Annotated in this window: 18 protein-coding genes and 1 riboswitch; of the genes, 8 read left to right on the top strand and 10 right to left on the bottom strand. The window is 63.0% G+C overall.

Annotated features, from left to right (window positions below):
• Window positions 1–13: 13 nt before the first annotated feature.
• Together NMB38_RS10995 and NMB38_RS10990 are read right to left on the bottom strand one after the other, a co-directional pair.
• Complete coding sequence (locus NMB38_RS10995) at window positions 14–901, bottom strand: Dyp-type peroxidase (RefSeq protein ID WP_027915608.1); 888 nt, start codon at window positions 899–901, stop codon at window positions 14–16.
• Between the two features lie 125 nt (window positions 902–1,026).
• A complete protein-coding gene (locus NMB38_RS10990; protein WP_027915609.1) occupies window positions 1,027–1,497 on the bottom strand; it encodes a sterol desaturase family protein in 471 nt (156 codons plus the stop codon).
• Window positions 1,498–1,891: 394 nt separating this feature from the next.
• On the opposite strand from NMB38_RS10990, the gene NMB38_RS10985 reads away from it, so the two are divergent.
• A complete protein-coding gene (locus tag NMB38_RS10985; protein WP_494355076.1) occupies window positions 1,892–2,587 on the top strand; it encodes an MgtC/SapB family protein in 696 nt (231 codons plus the stop codon).
• An 18-nt stretch (window positions 2,588–2,605) separates the two neighbouring features.
• On the opposite strand, the gene NMB38_RS10980 is transcribed toward NMB38_RS10985, so the two are convergent.
• Window positions 2,606–4,186 carry a sensor domain-containing diguanylate cyclase gene (locus NMB38_RS10980; RefSeq protein WP_490806104.1) on the bottom strand — a complete coding sequence of 527 codons (1,581 nt, stop codon included), beginning with the start codon at window positions 4,184–4,186 and terminating at the stop codon, window positions 2,606–2,608.
• 140 nt (window positions 4,187–4,326) lie between these two features.
• Here NMB38_RS10980 and NMB38_RS10975 point away from each other — a divergent pair, with 140 nt between their 5' ends.
• Together NMB38_RS10975 and NMB38_RS10970 are read left to right on the top strand one after the other, a co-directional pair.
• Window positions 4,327–4,827, top strand: coding sequence for a DUF4142 domain-containing protein (locus NMB38_RS10975; protein ID WP_028687519.1), 501 nt, complete (start codon window positions 4,327–4,329; stop codon window positions 4,825–4,827).
• 7 nt (window positions 4,828–4,834) lie between these two features.
• Window positions 4,835–5,104 carry a hypothetical protein gene (locus NMB38_RS10970; protein ID WP_028687518.1) on the top strand — a complete coding sequence of 90 codons (270 nt, stop codon included), beginning with the start codon at window positions 4,835–4,837 and terminating at the stop codon, window positions 5,102–5,104.
• A 100-nt stretch (window positions 5,105–5,204) separates the two neighbouring features.
• Here NMB38_RS10970 and NMB38_RS10965 read toward each other — a convergent pair whose 3' ends face one another.
• Together NMB38_RS10965 and NMB38_RS10960 are read right to left on the bottom strand one after the other, a co-directional pair.
• A complete protein-coding gene (locus NMB38_RS10965) occupies window positions 5,205–5,375 on the bottom strand; it encodes a DUF6021 family protein (protein ID WP_169738687.1) in 171 nt (56 codons plus the stop codon).
• Between the two features lie 53 nt (window positions 5,376–5,428).
• Window positions 5,429–6,418: a DNA-binding protein gene (locus NMB38_RS10960; RefSeq protein ID WP_028687517.1), complete on the bottom strand. Its 990-nt coding sequence runs from the start codon at window positions 6,416–6,418 to the stop codon at window positions 5,429–5,431.
• A 258-nt stretch (window positions 6,419–6,676) separates the two neighbouring features.
• On the opposite strand from NMB38_RS10960, the gene NMB38_RS10955 reads away from it, so the two are divergent.
• The 3 genes from NMB38_RS10955 (at window position 6,677) to NMB38_RS10945 (ending at window position 9,324) form a co-directional block, all read left to right on the top strand.
• The gene (locus NMB38_RS10955) at window positions 6,677–7,282 is read left to right on the top strand and encodes a helix-turn-helix transcriptional regulator (protein ID WP_254286799.1); all 606 of its coding nucleotides are present in this window, start codon (window positions 6,677–6,679) and stop codon (window positions 7,280–7,282) included.
• 102 nt (window positions 7,283–7,384) lie between these two features.
• A complete protein-coding gene (locus tag NMB38_RS10950; RefSeq protein ID WP_490806103.1) occupies window positions 7,385–8,380 on the top strand; it encodes a threonine/serine dehydratase in 996 nt (331 codons plus the stop codon).
• Window positions 8,377–9,324 carry an ornithine cyclodeaminase family protein gene (locus NMB38_RS10945; protein WP_125922216.1) on the top strand — a complete coding sequence of 316 codons (948 nt, stop codon included), beginning with the start codon at window positions 8,377–8,379 and terminating at the stop codon, window positions 9,322–9,324. The genes NMB38_RS10950 and NMB38_RS10945 overlap by 4 nt, the downstream gene beginning before the upstream one ends.
• 11 nt (window positions 9,325–9,335) lie before the next feature.
• On the opposite strand, the gene codA is transcribed toward NMB38_RS10945, so the two are convergent.
• The 3 genes from codA to NMB38_RS10930 form a co-directional block, all read right to left on the bottom strand.
• The gene (gene codA, locus NMB38_RS10940; RefSeq protein WP_254286801.1) at window positions 9,336–10,577 is read right to left on the bottom strand and encodes a cytosine deaminase; all 1,242 of its coding nucleotides are present in this window, start codon (window positions 10,575–10,577) and stop codon (window positions 9,336–9,338) included.
• A gap of 139 nt (window positions 10,578–10,716) precedes the next feature.
• Entirely contained in the window at window positions 10,717–11,379 is a 663-nt protein-coding gene (gene tenA / locus NMB38_RS10935; protein WP_254286802.1) for a thiaminase II, read from the bottom strand.
• Complete coding sequence (locus NMB38_RS10930) at window positions 11,376–12,023, bottom strand: TenA family protein (RefSeq protein ID WP_027915620.1); 648 nt, start codon at window positions 12,021–12,023, stop codon at window positions 11,376–11,378. Before NMB38_RS10930 ends, tenA begins: the two co-directional genes overlap by 4 nt.
• 82 nt (window positions 12,024–12,105) lie before the next feature.
• Window positions 12,106–12,222, bottom strand: a riboswitch (TPP riboswitch).
• A 134-nt stretch (window positions 12,223–12,356) separates the two neighbouring features.
• On the opposite strand from NMB38_RS10930, the gene NMB38_RS10925 reads away from it, so the two are divergent.
• Together NMB38_RS10925 and NMB38_RS10920 are read left to right on the top strand one after the other, a co-directional pair.
• Entirely contained in the window at window positions 12,357–14,444 is a 2,088-nt protein-coding gene (locus NMB38_RS10925; RefSeq protein WP_254286803.1) for a putative bifunctional diguanylate cyclase/phosphodiesterase, read from the top strand.
• A gap of 62 nt (window positions 14,445–14,506) precedes the next feature.
• Entirely contained in the window at window positions 14,507–15,493 is a 987-nt protein-coding gene (locus NMB38_RS10920) for a site-specific integrase (protein WP_132578993.1), read from the top strand.
• Window positions 15,494–15,511: 18 nt separating this feature from the next.
• Here the strand turns inward: NMB38_RS10920 and NMB38_RS10915 are convergent, their stop codons facing one another.
• Both NMB38_RS10915 and NMB38_RS10910 read right to left on the bottom strand, forming a co-directional pair.
• The gene (locus NMB38_RS10915; RefSeq protein WP_028687510.1) at window positions 15,512–16,651 is read right to left on the bottom strand and encodes a glycerate kinase; all 1,140 of its coding nucleotides are present in this window, start codon (window positions 16,649–16,651) and stop codon (window positions 15,512–15,514) included.
• A gap of 132 nt (window positions 16,652–16,783) precedes the next feature.
• Complete coding sequence (locus NMB38_RS10910) at window positions 16,784–17,881, bottom strand: sugar diacid recognition domain-containing protein (protein ID WP_028687509.1); 1,098 nt, start codon at window positions 17,879–17,881, stop codon at window positions 16,784–16,786.
• Between the last annotated feature and the right edge of the window lie 95 nt (window positions 17,882–17,976).

Genomic DNA, 17,976 nt, shown 5'->3' with positions numbered 1-17,976 from the left:
TGTATCTGGATGTTTAACGCTCAGCCTGCAACAGCAGGCGCAGATCCACAACATCGTGCGTCATCGGCGGGCACCAGTAATAGCCTCCGGTTAGCGGGCGGGTGAACTGATACAGAGCATCGATCACACCGTCTTCCATCCCACTCATGCGGCGCAACTGGACCTCGAACGAGGTGAAAGACGTACCCAAGGCCACAAATGCCAGTCCCGCACCGCGGGTGTCAGCCCAGGAAACCGAGCGACGCACCATGAAAGCTTCGGGCGCGTAGCTTTCCTGGGCAGTACGCTTCACATGCGCTGACTCGGGCGCATCATCCAGCTCTTCGTTGTCGCTCAGGCGACGGCCGATGATGTTGTCCTGCACCTGCTGAGGCAGCGATTTGAAATACTGCATGTCGTGCTTCCACAGCTGAAATGCGGCGAAGCTCGACCCCTGCAACCCTGGCGCACCTTCACCCAGGATGGCGGCCTCGATGGCGTCATCGCCACTGGGGTTTTCCGTGCCGTCTTCGTAGCCGGTCAGATCCCGGCCGCCTTGGTGAAGGAAACCATCAACGTGATCAACCAGCGCGAACGCCGGGCTTAGAAGGCGCTCCAGCGCCTGGGCCTGCAGATACAGGTCCCCGCGTTCGTCACCCCGCAACCATAGCCACAGCGCGTGCTGGGTACTGGGGTTCTCGACCGCGGCGTCCAGCAGCGGGAACGGGGTCAGGCCTTCGACGTGAGCGTTCAGCGCTTTTGCCAACGGCGCGCCCACACCCAGTGTCACGCGCAGGCCGTCGACATGGCCCAGCAAGGCGTCTAACGCCGCAGGCACGGCCTCGGTTGACTCGATGGAAAAGAACAGGTGACGCGCGTGCACCGGCACGGGCGTGGCAAGCAGACCTTGCTGATACGACATGAAGAGCGAGTCCTGGGCTGAAAAGCGCGCATGCTACTGCGCAGACCCAGACAGTGCAATGTATGCCCGAACCGGTAGGATCGCGGGGGAACTCGCTCAGCTAAAGCGCCTGTGCGCGTGAGATCTCAGTGACCGGCGTCCCTGTTGCGCCGCAGCTCGCGCACCAGGCGCTTTAGCGGAGGTGCGTAGAAAAAACCGAACGACACACCACCCTCGCGCCCTTTGACGGCATGGTGCAACCGATGGGCGCGGTGTAAGCGCGTCAGGTAGCGCCCCACCGGGCGCATCTTGCGCGGCCAATGACGGTGAAAAAAGCCATCATGCGCAATCACGTACAGCGCGCCGTAAGCCGCCACCCCGCCTCCGACCCATTGCAATGGCGCGTGCCCGGCCTTGCCAACCGCCACCAGTGCCAGCGAAATGACCGCCAGTGCCAGCAGGTAAACGTCGTTGGTTTCAAGCACGCCCAGGTGGGGTTCGTGGTGCGAGCGATGTAGCCACCAGCCCCAGCCATGCATGATGTACTTGTGCGCCAAGGTGCCGACACCCTCCATGGCCACCAGTGTGCCCAGCAGGACGAGGATATTGAACAGCATGAATCAGCCCGTGACGGTCCGTAAAAAGCAAAAGGTTAACCATTGAACGTGGATTTTTCCATCGTACCCGCCGGCTTGTCAGTCTTTTCCGGATGAAGCCATTGTCATGTTTTTACCCTTGACCTGATCAAGGGTCGGGCTTATCGTCCGCGCCGCACTTTTGCATTCATCAACAGGAGCCCTGCATTGGACACTAGCCCCAGTCGCTTGCGACAGGCCCACGCAGCGCGCTAGCCAGTCAGTCTCCCATGCTGCCTGGCCGAGTTGCCAAGGTAGCCGATGTACAGCATCGCCCCCTCCTTTCCCGTGGTCCTTTCGCATCTCTGGTTGTTACCACCGCGCCCTCCTGAGTGATGGCGTTGAAGCGGGCCTGTGCCCGCGGAAGAGGTTTGTTATGGATTGGAACGTATTCTTGCTGCGTGTCAGCACCGCTCTGCTGCTAGGGGCCTTGATCGGCGCCGAGCGTCAACTGCGTCAGCGCTTGACTGGCCTGCGCACCAATGGCCTGGTCAGCACGGGTGCCTGCCTGTTCGTGCTGATGACCCAGGCGGTTCCGGGCATGGCACCTACCGATGCCTCCCGGGTGGCGGCCTATGTGGTGTCGGGCATCGGTTTTCTGGGCGGCGGCGTCATCATGCGTGACGGCTTCAACGTGCGTGGGCTGAACACCGCCGCAACGCTATGGTGCACCGCGGCCATTGGCGTGTTGTGCAGCTTGGGGCTGCTACTCGAAGCAACCTTGGGTGCAGTGGTCGTGCTGTGCGCCAACATCTTGCTGCGCGATATTGCCCAGCGCCTCGACCGCCAGGAGGTGGTGCCTGCCACGGAGGTGGAGCAGCAGTTCGAGGTGCGTATCGTCTGTCGAGCCCAGGATGAAATTCAGGTCCGCAGCTTGATGCTGCACAGCTCCGGCGAGACTCAACTGCGCCTGCAGTCCTTGCATAGCGAGGACTTGGCAGACCCGGCCCGGCTGGAGGTGCGCGCCCAGCTACTGGGTACCTCACAGGCGCCAGCCCAGTTGGAGCGGCTGGTCAGCCGGGTCAGCTTGGAGAAAGGCGTCAGTTCGGTGCGTTGGCAACTTCAGGCGTGAGGCCAGTGCCTGCCGGGGCTAGGCCGGGCTGCCCGCATCCCCATGCCGTACTTCAGGATCAGCAACCGCGTAGCGGTCCCGGCCCTGGCGCTTGGCTTCATACAGGGCCGCATCTGCCGCTTCCAATAGCTGCTGCGCACTCTGTTCACTGCGCGCGGGTTCCGCCACCGCAATACCCGCACTGAATGAAACAATCCCAAGTGGGCTGCCCGCATGCACCATCATCTCCTTGCGCAGGGCTTGCTGCAGCGACTCGACAAACACCTTCGCTCCCCGTACATCCGTGTCGGGCAACAGCAAGGTAAATTCCTCGCCCCCGTAGCGTACCGCCAGGTCTGCCGGACGCTGGGCAGCCTGGCGCAGCAGTTCGCCAACGCGCTGCAGGCACTGATCGCCTGCCCCATGTCCGTAACGGTCGTTGTAGGCCTTGAAGTGATCCAGGTCGAGCATCACCACGCACACAGGGTACGCCTGTCGTCGGGCACGGCGCAGCTCGGCCTCGAACACCGCGTCCAACCTGCGACGATTGCCCAACCCTGTCAGGCTGTCGGTCAAGGCGAGGGTCTTGAGCGTCTGGTGTGCCTGGTGCAGGGCGCGCTCGATCACGATGCGTTCGCGCACTTGGCGAAGGACCACCCAACCGAACAACGCAAGGACCATGACCAGCACCAGTAACACGAGCAGCGATTTGATCGCGTCCTGGCGCCAGGGGGCGATGATCGACTCGCGAGAAAGGCCTGCTTCGACCACCAGTGGGTAGCTGGCCAAGGCTCGGTAGGCATACAGGCGCGGCGTGCCGTCGACAACGGCTACCGCTTCGACCAATCCCTGGGGAGCGTATGGCAGGTGGTGTTTGAAAATGTCGCTGTTGGCCAGGTTGCGTTCAAGCAGCGGCTCGACGAATGGACGCCGCACCAAAATCGTACCGTCGCGCTTGGCCAACACCAGCGCACCACGCTCGTCGATCTTGAATTCTCCGTAGTAACGCACGAACCAGTCGACCTTGATGGTGCCCAGCAGTACCCCCGCAAAACGTCCATCCGGAAAATTCAGACGCCTTGAAATAGGTACGATCAGGTCACCCGTCGAGCGGCTGCGCACCACTGCACCGATACGAATGGCGCTGTCAGGATGGTCGCGGTGATAGATGAAGTAATCACGGTCGCCATTGTTAGCAGCTGGTGGCATTGCCGACCGGTCCGTGACGAGCCAGCGACCGTGGCTGTCGTAGATGAACAGGCCGTGAAGTTGCGGAATGATGCGTACTTGCTGGCTGAGCAGCCCATGCAGGCGCTTGCGATCCAAGTGCTCGAACCCATCGCCCTCCACCCGCTCCACCAGCGCCGCGCTGATTGAATCGACCTGGCGAATGGCGTCCTCGGCATGCTGTGCGGTGGCCTGGGCCAGATTGGTCACCATGTTCGCGGCATTGTGGAACGCGTCCCGGTAATCACGCCAGATTCGCCAGCCCTCTACGGCTGCGAACGTCGTCATGACCACCAACATGAACGCCAGCACCAGGCGAAACAGGGCCACCGCTCGCCCCTGGCCCGCCAGCGCAAGGGCTGTTTCTTCGTCGGTCTGCCTGGCGCTTCGCATGCACATCCCCTGCACGTTCTTCGTCAACGCAGTTGACCACTGCCACACCCTGATGATGCAAAAAAGATGAAACCTTTGGCCTGCGCGCGCCCTCAACAGTACGCGACACTGATGTCGCGCCATCGTTTAAGGAGTGAAACATGAGCAATCTCTTCATCAAGCGCGTCGGCCTTTCCATGGTGCTGGGCATGGCTTCGGTTCACGCCTTTGCTGCTAGCTCGGACGACTTCGTAGACGCGGCTACCGAAGCCGGCATCGCAGAGATCGTGACCGGTAAGCTTGCCCTGGAAAAGAGCCAGAACACTGAGATCAAGACCTTTGCCCAGCATATGGTGACCGACCATACCCAGGCCAACCAGGAGCTGGCAGACATCGCGAAAAAGCTGGACATCTCGGTACCCGATGACGCGGCCATTACCGACAAAGTGAAGAAAGTGATTCTGGAATGGCGTGACGAGTCCTTCGACAAGTCCTACGTGAACAATCAAGTCGATGCTCACGAGAAAACCGTCGAACTGTTCAAGAAGGAAGCCGCTTCTTCGGACAAGGCTGAGCTCAAGGCATTCGCTGCCAAGACCTTGCCTACCCTTGAAAAGCACCTGGAAGAAGCCAAGGCACTGCAAACCCATCACGGCAAGTGAGGCAAGCATGAGTAACGACGCACTGAAAAGCGAAATTCTGACTCGACTCAACCATGCTCACCCTCATGGCCTGGGCAAGGAGCTGCTGGACAACTACCGCGGTGAAAAAGCCGTGGCCGGCATGCTGAAATCGCTGCAGGACGATGGCCTGATCCACGATGGTAGCGTAAGTGTCGATGCTGATCATGAGGTGACGCTCAACTACCCGATCAAGCTCTCGGCCAAGGGTGTCGAGGCGGCCAAGCAGGCTGAAATGGACAAACAGGCGCAAGCCTGACGTTCACTGGTCACCACCGGCAAAGCCCGCCCTGATATGGACGCATCATGTAAAAGGCCCTGATCTTAGCGACCAGGGCCTTTTGTTTGGTACGTGTCTTTCAGGTGTTCTTCTCTACATCCCGTGGCGGTTTAGCGGGGCCTTGCGGGTCCACCTGAGGATCATCGAGGTCAGGAGAGTCAGGGTCAAAGCCAAGATCATCCGGTTTATCGGCATCGTCAGTCGAGTGAGGCCCGTGCTGCGTGCCGTGGGTTGTGCCTTGTTCGCTCATGCGGTCTTCTCCAAATGGCTGTCTAGGGAAGAAAGCCGGTGCGCCAGAAAGTTTTATTTATCTTCGCCATCCCGTAGCTGGTCTTGACACAGGCGCAGCGACGCTTGGTTCTCGGCCAACGCCCGCTCCAGCGCTTCAAGCTTGAGCGCCTGGTCCCGACACGACGCCCTACTGTCCTCCAGCACTCTGGCCTGCACATCCAGTTGGCGGCGCAGCTCGTCGCTACCCCCCTGGGCCTGCGCCAGCATCGTGCGCAAGCCTTGGATCTGGGCGTCGCGCTGCTCAAGCAGCTGCTCCTGAGCCCGCCGTTCGTTGCTCGCCTGGCGGTTCTCGCCCAGCAGGCGCTCGTTATCACGGTGCAAGCGAGTGAGCTCGTCTTGCTTGACGATCATGGCCTGCTGTAACTGCCGTACCTCGACCTGCATCTGCTGCAGTTGAGCCTCGTGACGACGCTGCTCGTGCTCGCGCTGCTCGCGGCTTGCCGTGCGGTAGTGCTCAAGCGCATCGCGGGCGTGCCGGTGCTTGTCTTCCAGGGATTTGACCTGCTCATCCTTATCTGCAAGGCGCACCTGCAGTTCCCCCAAGGACTGGTTGAGGCTGGCGCTGCGCAGCTGCTCAGCCTGCAACGTACTGAGGGTGCTGCTGAGTTTCTCCGATTCCTCGCGCAAGGCGGCTGCATCGATTTCGTGCTGTTGTTCCCCCGCTGCAAGCGCTTGCTGGGCTGTCGCCAAGGCCACTTCGAGCGCTTCACGCTGCTCGGTGAACACGCTTTCAGCGCGCTCGATCACCAAGTCCGCTTCATCTTGCAGCTGCGTCGCCAACTGCCCTACCAGGCGGCTTAGCACCTCGCTGATTGGCGCGCCGCCCTCGGAGGGCATTGGTTGCTGACCGTTGAGCTCCTTGAGGTAGCGGTGAATGGTGGTTTTCGAGCCCGTGTTGCCTAGCTCGATGCGGATGGCATCGATACTGGGGTTCTCCCCCCTTGCGATCAGTGCCTGCCTGGCCTGTTGCACAACCACCTTGTTGATCCCGCCACGTGCCATGCGCGCTCCTACGATTTTGTAATGTTGTATGTACTATGTAATTACATACTGATTTTGTTAGTTATTAGCCTCAAACACAAGACCTAGCTAACAGGGAATAATCACGGCTTATCGAATGTGATACCGATTTTCAACCCATCTTGAGCGTAATCAGCGCAGGTTGGCGTACACCGTGGGCTCGCGTGCCATACGGCGCCTTGTGCAAGCAAGCTCCCAGGGCCACCATAAGCGCTTCCTAAAAATGCACAGTGGTCCCGCATGTCGCTCGAGAACTACCAGGCCATCGCCGAAAGCATCGCCCTGCTGCTATATCCACACGCTGAAGTCGTCGTCCATGACCTGCAGACCCAGACGGTGGTGCATATCGCCAACAACATCTCCAAGCGAAGCTTGGGTGATGACTCGGCGATCGCCGAGGATCTGGGCGACCTGCTCGGCGGTGCCAAGCTGGGCCCTTATGAAAAGTTGAACTGGAACGGTCAGAAGGTTCGCTCCATCAGTACGGTCTTGCGTGATGAGCAAGGTGACGCGCGGCACTTGCTGTGCATCAACCTAAACCTGTCGGTGCTTGAAAACGCCCGCCAAGCGTTGGAAGCGTTCTTTCAGATGGGGCGCTTGGTCGAGCAGCCCCAGGCGCTGTTTCGTGATGACTGGCAGGAGCGCATCAATACCTTCATGCATGCCTGGCTCAAGGCGCGCACGTTGTCTCTGCAGACACTGCAGATGAAGGACAAGCGCAGTCTTGTTCAGGCTTTGCACGCCGAAGGCGCATTCGAAGGCCGAACTGGCGTGGACTATGTGGCCAATGTGCTGAACATGGGACGTGCGACGGTTTACAAATACCTGAAGGCGCTCAAGGCATGACGAATTTGATGCCGAGGCCTGCTCCGCGCTAAAAGAAGTGTTTGCAAGACTATAGACAACAGGTCTACCGTAGACGGAAATTCCATACGGAGCCTGATACTCATGTCCAACCCTGCAACGCCAACCGTTTGCGAAACTGACCTCGATGCTCTGTTCGAGGCAATCAAGCATGCTCATGCCGCATTGCGGCCAGCCGTGAGCGCAACCCCGCTGACGCGCAGCCAGCCTCTATCGGCAACGACCGGCGTGGACGTATGGCTCAAGTGCGAACACCTGCAACCCACAGGTTCCTTCAAGTTTCGCGGGGCCAGCAATAAAGTCAGGCTTTTGCCAGAAAGTGCACGTGAACACGGCGTCATCGCCGCCTCGTCCGGCAACCACGGCCAGGCGCTGGCCCTGGCCGGCAAGACCGCCGGGGTTCCGGTGACCCTCTACACCACCACGACGGCGTCCACCTATAAAGTCGAAGCCATGCGCAACCTCGGCGCTGAAGTGATCTGCCTGCCGACCGACCCCTTGAGCGCGGAACTGGAAGCGGCCAGGCAAGCCCAGGCCAAGGGTGTGCCTTTCGTATCGCCCTATAACGATCTGCAGGTGATCGCCGGCCAGGGCACCATCGGTATGGAGCTGTTCGAGCAGGCGCCGGACCTGGACGCCGTGTTCGTCGCGGTGGGGGGTGGCGGCATGATCGCCGGCATCGGCGCTGCCCTGCGTACCCTGGCACCGGGTGTCGATATCATCGGCTGCTGGCCCGAGAATGATCCTGTCCTCGAGCAGTCACTCAAGGCCGGCAAGATCGTCGAGGTCCCTGCCAGCGCCACGCTGTCCGACGGCACGGCGGGCGGTGTCGAGCCCGGCGCCATCACCCTGCCCCTGTGCAAGGCCTTGCTCACCGACACCGTATTGGTCAGCGAAGCGCAAATACGCGCCGCCATGCGCGACATCGCCAGTAGCGAGCGCTGGATCATCGAAGGCGCGGCAGCTGTCGCCGTGGCCGCCATGAAAAAATGCGCGCACCGATACCAGGGCAAGCGTGTGGCCGTGGTGCTGTGTGGGCGTAACATCGCCTTGGATACCTTCCTCGAGGCCGTGAAATGAAGCTGATCGCCAAGCCCCAGATCCTGGCGAGCCTGGACACCGAGCGAGCACTGAGGGCCATCGAAGAGGGTTTTATCGCCTATTCCGCTGGCAACGTCCAGGTACCGCCCGTGCAAGCATTCACCTTCGCCGAAACCAACGGGGATTGCTGCATCAAGTCAGCCTACAAAGCCGGCAGCCCCACGTTCACTGTCAAAGTGTCCACCGGCTTTTACGACAACCCGTCCAACGGCTTGCCGAGCAACGACGGGCTGATGATGGTCTTTTCGGCCCACACCGGCCAGCCGCTGGCCCTGCTCCAGGACCAAGGCTGGCTCACGGCGATGCGCACAGCACTGGCGGGGCGGATCGCGGCACGGCTGCTCGCGCCGTCTCAGGTCAAGGCCATCGGCATACTGGGCACAGGCATGCAGGCCAGGATGCAATTGGCGCAGTTGCGCAGCGTCACCGACTGCCGCCAGGTGATCGTCTGGGGGCGTCACGCCGAGGCACTAGGCGCTTACATCGCGATGGCGCGAGGACTTGGCTTTACCGTGCGCAGTACACTGGATGCCGCAGAACTGGCCGGCCTTGCCAATCTCATCGTTTGTACCACCCCTTCGCGCCAGCCGCTGTTGCAGGCGCACTGGATACAACCAGGCACTCACATTACCGCTGTGGGTGCGGACGGGCCTGGCAAGCAAGAGCTGGACCCTGCGCTGGTCGCCAGGGCCGACCGCGTGGTCGTCGACTCCGTCACTCAGTGCACCCAGTACGGCGAAGTGTCCCATGCGATCGCAAAAGGCCTGATCACAGCTAGCCAACTGGTCGAACTTGGAACGCTGCTGGCAAGCCGAGCCCATGGCCGGGAGTCTGATGACCAGATCACGTTGGCCGACCTGACCGGCGTCGCCATCCAGGATGCGCAGATCGCCGATTGTGTGCTGGCGGCCATCGGCGCCTGAAAGCGCCGGGTTCAAAATTCGCGCTGTACCTGCGCAGGCCGGCGCCGCATCAGTACCTTTCCATTGCGCACCGACACCAGCGCGTGGCCTTGGCTGCGCACCATCTCGTAGTCGTCCGGAGCCGAGAGCAGCAGCAGGTTCGCAGGGCGACCGGTCTCGATGCCATAGCCCTCACCCAGGTTCAAGGCGCGCGCACTGTTGTCGGTGATCAGGTCCAGGCAGCGCTGCAGGTCCTGATAGCCCAACATGTGACAAATGTGCAGGCCCGCCTCCAGTACCCGCAGGATATTGCCGTTACCCAAGGGGTACCACGGATCGACGATCGAGTCCTGGCCGAAGCACACGTTCATGCCCGCGCGGTCGAGTTCGGCTACGCGGGTGACCCCGCGACGCTTCGGATAGGTGTCAAAGCGCCCCTGCAGATGAATACTCTCCGTGGGGCATGACACGAAGTTGATGCCTGACAGCCTCAGCAGCCGAAACAGCTTCGAGCAGTAGGCATTGTCGTACGAACCCATGGCCACGGTGTGGCTGGCAGTCACCCTCGCCCCCATCTGCCGGACCCGAGCATGTTCGGCCAGTACCTCCAGGAATCGCGACTGCGGGTCGTCGGTCTCGTCGCAGTGCACGTCCACCAGGCAGCCGGTGCGTTCTGCCAAATCCATCAGGAACTGGATCGACGACACACCCTGCTCACGGGTGTTCTCGAAATGGGGAATGCCGCCAACCACATCGGCGCCGATGGCCACCGCCTCGGTCATCAATGCGCGGCCATCAGGGTAGGATTCAATACCCTCCTGAGGAAAGGCAACGATCTGAAGGTCCACGTGATCACGCACTTCATCGCGCACCTCGACCATGGCCTTGAGTGCCACCAGGCCGGGCTCGGTAACGTCCACATGCGTGCGCACATGCTGGATTCCATGATCGACCAGCATGTTTAGGGTGGTCTTGGCCCGGGTCTTGATGTCTTCATGGGTGGTGCTCTGCTTGCGCTGGGCCCAGCGCTCGATCCCCTCGAACAACGTGCCACTCATGTTCCACTCAGGCTGCCCGGCCGTCAGGGTCGCGTCGAGGTGGATGTGGGGCTCGACGAAGGGTGGTACCACCAGGTTCTGGCCGGCATCCAGGTCAGCGCCGGCCACGGGCAGCACGCCCGCGTCCTGCGCGGTGATCGCGCCAATACGCTGGCCCGCCAGCTCGATGCGAAACAGGCCAGGCTTGCCACGCAGCCGTGCATTGATGATGTTCATGCTGTCCTTCCTCGTCCTGGATCGTATTCGAGCGCTACGGGCCAGTCGCGGCGTTCATCCGCGCCCAGCCCTTGTGCACCACAGCTTGCCAGCCAATGGCGCACGGAGCCAGTGGCGATCCAGGCATGGGGCTGCCCCGTCACGCCATGTCCAGACCCATCTGCCAGAAATCGGCCTCGAGCCGCGAAGCTTGGGCAAAGATCGCGGCCAGTTCGGCAAACCGCTGATCCGTCATGCTGCGGGCCGCCAATGAATCCAGATGGGTGCGTGCAGCTGCTGCGACGGCCTGGTAGCCGGCACCGGCGTATTCGCCGATCCACTCGCGATAGGGGTGCTCGGCCAGGTTGCCGATACGTGCGGCCAGGGACTGCCCGATCTCGGCGTAGCCGATTACACAGGGCGCCAGCGCCACGTGCAGCTCCAGCAAGTCGCCAGCAGCGCCGCAGTCCAGTACATACCGCGTGTAGGCCACGGTGGCCGGATGCTCGGGGGCGGCCTCGATGTCAGCCTGGCTCAGGCCCCAGCGTGCGCACAAACGCACGTGCAGGTCGGTTTCGTCGAGAATCGCTGCGAGCCCCGCCTGAGCGGCACGGATATCGGCAGGCCGCCTGCTTTTGTAAGCCGCCAGCGCCCAGGCGCGGGCAAACTGAATGAGGAAGAGATAGTCCTGCACCAGATAGGCCCGAAATGCGGCTTCACTCAACGTACCATCGCCCATCTGCTGCACGAATACATGGTCCACGTAACTGTGCCACTGCGGTGCAGCGGCCTGCTTGAGCCGATCGAAAATGTCCATGTTCATTGAGCCTCCGGGTAGATGGCGTCGAAGAAGGCCAGCTCCAACGCCACGGTGCGCTGGTGAAAGTCTTGCGCCACGGCGGCCTGCTGAGGGCCGACGCGATCCAGTTCGGCGTGCAGGAACGCCACGAAAGCCTGGAAATCCGCATTGTCGTGCAGGGTAATCCATTCGGCGTGGATGAAGCGCGGCGGCAGGGGCTTGGGCGCGCGCAGCGCCCAGTCCAGGTAAAGGCCTTCGGCGACGTTCAGCACTGCCAGCGCTGCGGCATACGAGCGGGTGGCGGCCGCTTCGCGCATGATGGCCTTGAAGGCCGCCGTGGGCACCGTGTCCATCGGCGCTTCACGCTGCGCCGGGCTGACACCCAGCGCCTGGAACGCCCGCAGGAAGTAGGTGTTCTCCTCGCTGCTGATCATGCCCGCAAATCGCCCCAGGCGCAGGCGCGCCTCGAAGGTGTCGGCACTGGCAATGGCGGCGCCCAGCAGCATCAGGAAGCTGTCCAGAAAGCGATGATCCTGGACCAAGTAGTCGATCATGATCGGGTCAGGCAGGCTGCCGTCACACAGTTGAGTCACGAAACGATGGCCCGTGGCGGCGGCCCATGTCGCCTCGCTCTGGCGGCGCAGGGTCTGGGTGAAACCTTCGGTCATGGCGCTGTCCTTGGTGGAGGTGGCAGCGAGACCTGGACAATCGTCATGAATGGGGTCTCGCCTTGAGACCGGCAGAAAGGCAGGTGGAATTGCACCCCATCCCTTCGCCGGCATTATCCGGATCAGGTTCGAAGGGTCACCGCGCTGCACCAGGCTCAGCGGTTTCTCAGCCCGTTATCGGGCTCCCCTTGGTAGCGGCAAGGTATACCCGACTTGACCCGCGGCTGTCATCTTTCGTGCAGGCATCGCTACAGGCTATTTGCCATTAGTCATGGCCCTGTCATGTTGCTGTCGTAGTGTCCGGGCCTCACCCAAGGCCGGGAAACACTGCAATTGACACGACGTTCACTCTCGTCGGCGAGCCTGCTCAGGCTGCTGATCCTGCTGCTGTGCGCTGCCTCGTTGGCCTTTCTGTGGGGGGTGCATGTTGCGCAAAAATCCACTGCTCGGCAGGACGCCCTGATCAACCGTGGCAGCGAACATCAGCGGCTGGCCAACCTGCTTGCCGAGAGCGTCAGCCAATTGCTCGACCGTGCCCAAGCAGCTACCGACGGCGCAGCGTGTGCGACCGCCTCCCCGTTCCTCATGCCCTCACCTGAGCAGTCCAAAGCATGCAGCACGTTGGTTGCAGTGCACCTCGCCGCCCAGCCCTTGACGCAATTGCTGCAAGAGGTGGAGTTGGGCGACTCGACCCGCGTGAGTGTGTGGCAGGCCGACGGCACGGAAAGCCTGCGCATCGGCAATCGCGGCTTGGTGCCGATCACTGCTGCCTTGCAGCCGCCACTGCCAACTGACGGCCCCCCTGCGGGCGTGCTGACCCAGTACCTGGAAGGTGACGCTTACCAGAGCGTATTCAAGCGCCGGCCCGAGCATGGCTTTACCCTCATCATTGGCCAGCGCGAGAACGAGATCACCGGGGCCGTCGACGCGGCCTATGCCCGGCAGTTCTGGCTGATCCTTGGCATGACACTGATGATCCTGGCCAGCCTGGCCTGGACCCTGCGCCTGCTGCGCAAGCGTCAGGACGCCTTCACGGCGCTGGAGCAAGCCCAGCACATCAACCAGCAACTGATCGGGCGCCTGGAAGATGCACACCGGCGCAGCAGCCATGCCGCCGCCACCGATCATCTCAGCGGCCTGCACAACCGCCGTCAATTCGTCGAAGTGGCAGGTGCTGCGCTGATCCATCAGCGTGGCAGGCGGCAACTGATGGCCATCCTTTTCATCGACATGGACCGCTTCAAGTCCATCAACGATTCGCTAGGCCACAAGGTCGGTGACCTGCTGTTGCAGGCCGTGGCCGGCCGCATCCGGCGCTTGCTCGAACCCGGCGATGAAGCCTCGCGCTTTGGTGGCGATGAGTTTGTCGTGCTGCTCGCAGGCGAGCGCAGCGAGGAGCAGATCGATGCCTGGGTACGCGAACTCGTGCGCAGGCTGTCGGCCACCTATGCCCTGGATGGCCAGGAGGTCAATACCAGTCCCAGTATCGGGGTCAGTATCTGCCCGCGCGATGGCCAGGACATCGACAGCCTGGTGCGCAGCGCCGACGCGGCCATGTATTCGGCCAAACAGGCAGGCCGCGCGCAGTACCGCTACTTCGACCCCTCCCTGAACGTGGCCGACATCCAGGCATTTACCCTGGAGCAAGCTTTTGGCACGGCACTGGCAGGCAGGCAATTCGTCCTGCATTACCAAGCGCAGATCGATCTCGATGACCACCAGGTCGCAGGCTATGAAGCGCTTGTGCGTTGGCAGCATCCGGAGTTCGGCCTGCTCTACCCCGACCGTTTCATCGCCCTGGCCGAACGCAGCGGCTTTATCGTCGAGCTGGGCTGGGAAGTGCTGCGCCTTGCCTGCGAGGCCTTGTCGGCCTGGCAGATGGAAGGTCGACTGGTCCGTCTGGCCGTCAACGTATCTGCCCTGCAGCTGCTTCAGCCTGACTTCGCCGCGCGTCTGCTCAGTCACCTGAGCGACCACGGCATTGCGCCCGAGCACCTGGAACTGGAGATCACCGAAACCACCATCCTCGACCCAGAGGGCCCGGCAATCGAGCATTTGCATCGCCTGCGCCAGGCAGGCATCGGGATCAGCCTGGACGACTTCGGCCGGGGCTATGCAGGCTTTGCCCATCTGCATGCACTGCCCCTGAGCAAGCTGAAGATTGATCGATCCCTGATCGCCTCGCTCTCCAACAGTCCGGACGACAGCCCCATCGTGGCCTCCACCATCATCCTGGCCAAGCGCCTGGGGCTGGTGGTGGTGGCCGAGGGCGTGGAGACCCGCGAGCAGGTCGTGTGCTTGCGCCTGGCGGGGTGCGATGTTGCCCAAGGCTATCATTTCAGTCGGCCCCTGTCCGCCGCGCAACTGCGTGACTACGCGCCCTTCAGAGGTGAGGCGCAGCCCCTCGCCGCGTTGCACTGAAGCCAGGCACTGAATGCAAGCCCCTGGCTAACCCTTGGTGCCAACAGGCCTCAGGGGTTAAGGTGGTACCACTGCACCCACCCGCCGACGCCCGCACCATGACCGATATCGAGCGCTACCTGCGCGCCGCCACGCGTGACAACACCCGCCGCAGCTACCAGGCGGCAGTGGATCATTTCGAAACCCAATGGGGCGGTTTTCTACCGGCCACCGCCGAAAGCATCGCCCGATACCTGGCCGACCACGCCCAGCAGCATGCGGTCAGCACCCTGCGCCAGCGCCTGGCGGCCCTCAGCCAGTGGCACATCAGCCAAGGTTTCCCCGACCCCACCAAAGCGCCGGTGGTGCGCCAGGTACTGCGGGGCATCCGCACGCTTCATCCCACCCCGCCCAGGCAGGCAGCACCCTTGTTGCTGCAACATTTGCAAACGGCCGTGACCTGCTTCGAGCAAGAGGCCCGCCAAGCACAGGCAAGCCACGATGTGGCCGGCCTGCGCCGCGCCCGGCGCGACACGGCATTGCTGCTGATAGGGTTCTGGCGTGGCTTTCGCGGCGATGAACTGGCACGCTTGCGGGTCGAACACATCCAGGCCGAAGCGGGCGTGGGTATCACGCTGTTCGTGCCGCGCAGTAAAGGCGACCGCGAGGCACTGGGCGTACAGCATCGCACCCCTGCCCTCAAGGCACTGTGCCCGGTAACGGCCTACCTGCAATGGGTGCAGGTAGCCGGCATCGCCCACGGCCCCGTGTTCCGCAAGCTCGACCGCTGGGGCAACCTCGGTGACCAACCGCTCAACAGCAACAGCCTGGTGGGCCTGCTGCGGCGCATGTTGACCCGCGCCCAAGTGCCAGCAGCGCTGTATACCGGTCATTCACTGCGTCGCGGCTTTGCCACCTGGGCCAGCGCCAATGGCTGGGAGCTCAAGTCGCTCATGAGCTACGTGGGCTGGAAGGATGCCAAGTCCGCGCTGCGTTACATCGATTCGACGCAACGCTTCGGTGACCTGGCCCTGTTGCCCAGCACACCCCTGCCGGTGCTGGCACCCTGAGCTGCGCCCTTTATTGGCTCAGACGCGCTTGAGGCAGGCCCACAGCCGACCGATGTCGCAGGCGCGGGCTTGAAGCAAGCGGGCGGTGTCGCGGCACGCCTGGTCCAAGGTCATGGGCCCATCCACTAGCGCAAAGGCGGCATCTACGCCATGAGCATACAGCTGCTGGTAGCCCTCGCCGAGCATGCCCGCCAGCACGATCACCGGCACGCCATGACGCTTGGCGACCCGGGCCACCCCCATCGGCGTCTTGCCGCGCAGGGTCTGGGCATCGAAGCGGCCTTCCCCGGTCACCACCAGGTCTGCGTCCCTGACATGAGCTTGCAGGCCCGCCAGTTCGGCCACCACTTCCACACCGGCTCGGAACTGGGCACCCATGAAGGCCTTGGCCGCAAAGCCCATGCCTCCGGCGGCGCCGCAACCTGGGTAATCGCGCACATCCTGGCCCAGCAAGCGGGCGCAGTGGTCGGCGAAGTGACCGAGCGCCTGGTCCAAGGCCTGAACCTGCTGCGCGCTGGCACCCTTCTGCGGCCCGAATATGGCCGATGCGCCTTGTGGGCCGCACAACGGGTTGTCGACATCGGCCGCCACTTCGAACTGCACGTGCGCCAGACGCGGGTCCAGCTGGCTGGCATCGAGCCGCGCCAGGTCACCCAGGGCCAGGCCACCCTCGGCCAGTGGTTGATCGTCTGCATCCAGCAAACGCAGGCCCAAGGCGCGCAGCATGCCACTGCCAGCATCGTTGGTGGCACTGCCGCCGATCGCCAGCACCACGCGCTGCGCGCCAGCGTCGAGCGCCGCGGCAACCAGCTCGCCGGTGCCCCAGGTGCAACTGCGGCAAGCGTCGCGCTGCCCGGTGGGCACCTGTTGCAGGCCACTGGCCTGGGCCATTTCGATGATTGCGGTGCGGCTCTGGGGCAGCCAGCCCCAGCCTGCCTCAACAGCCGTGCCCAACGGGCCGCGCACGGTAAGCCGGCGCAGCTCGCCGTCGCTGGCGGCGAGAATGGCCTGCATCGTGCCTTCGCCACCGTCGGCCATGGGGCACTCGATCAACTGGGCGTCGGGCAACGCTTTGGCCAGGCCAGCGGCGATGGCGCGCGCCACGTCGGCCGCCTCGAGGCTGTCCTTGAACGAGTCAGGCGCGATGACGATCTTCATGATGATTCTCCTGTCCGGGTAGCGGCATGCTGACAGCTGACCAGCAAGGCGGCGTCGGTCAAATGCACAAACCGCCCGACAGATTGTTTGGGCAGATGCCAGCGCCCGGCGGCCCTGCCCAGCCAGTGCGCGCTATCGGGTAGGCAGCAATTGCAGCCCCAGGTACAAACTAAGCAGGCCTTCCAGGCGCATCGGGTCCACCTCGCCCAGCTCGGCGATACGTTCAAGCCTGTAACGCAGGCTGTTGCGGTGAATACCCAGCGCCTCGGCACAGGCCTGGCTCTGACCATCGTGGGCGCACCAGGCGCGCAGCGTGGCCAGCAATTGCCCGCTGCTGTCGCGGGCCTGGATGCGCAGCAACGGCTCGAGCAGTTCGTCAAGCGCCTCATCGTTGCGATGGCGCCAGAGCAAGGCTGGCAGGCGGTAGCGCTGCAAGCTCAGCAGCCGTTCCTGGGGCACCACCTCACGCCCATAGGCCAGCAGGTCGCGCACACGCCGGTAGCCGCGGCGCAGCTGCTCAAGGCCCTGCGCGGCAGTACCCATGGCCAAGCGCTCAACTGCCCAACCGTGCCGCTCTATGCGCTCGACCAGCCGTGCAGCCTCCAGCGCCACGCCTGCCGGGCGACACCACAGCAGCGAGTGGCGCGCTGGGCTGACGCACCAACTGTCCGGGTAACGGCTCATCAGCCAGCTTGCCAGCGCCTCGGCGTCGGGCCCACTGGCCAGCTCGAACAGACAGGGAATGCGCGGTAGTTGCGGCTTGAGCCCCAACTGGCGCGCTTCGTCCAGCAGCCGCGAGGCGTCGCCGGTTCCGCCCAGCAGCAGGGCCAGCAAATCGTCGCAGCGCTGTTTGCGCCACTGCTGGTCAGCCTGCAGGTGACGCTGGGCCAGCAGCATTTCGGCGGTCATGCGCACCAGCTCGGCATACACCCGAACCTGCTGCGGATCACCCGTCAAGCCCAGCACGCCCATCAGCCGGTCGTCGAGCATCAGGGGCAGGTTCACCCCCGGCTGCACGCCCTTGAGGCAGCGTGCCGCTTCCTGGTCAAGCTCCACGATGCGGCCATTGGCAAGCACCAACTGGGCGCCTTCGTGCCGCGTGTTGACGCGCTCTGGTTCGCCGCTGCCCAGGATCAGGCCGTGGCTGTCCATGACGTTGACGTTGCAGGGCAGAATCGCCATGGCACGGTCTACGATATCCTGTGCCAGGTCGTGGTCGAGTTCGAACATTCAACGGTCCTTGAGGGCGTGCGGTTGGGCTCGGGCACAGCAGCAAGGCCCATGGCTTGTGCAAAAGCACAAAGACAGCCACGCCGCCGTCCCCG

This window comes from Pseudomonas sp. FBCC-B35, assembly GCF_059133755.1.
Note: the sequence above shows the minus strand (reverse complement) of the source record. Positions and strands in the feature narration are given on the sequence as shown.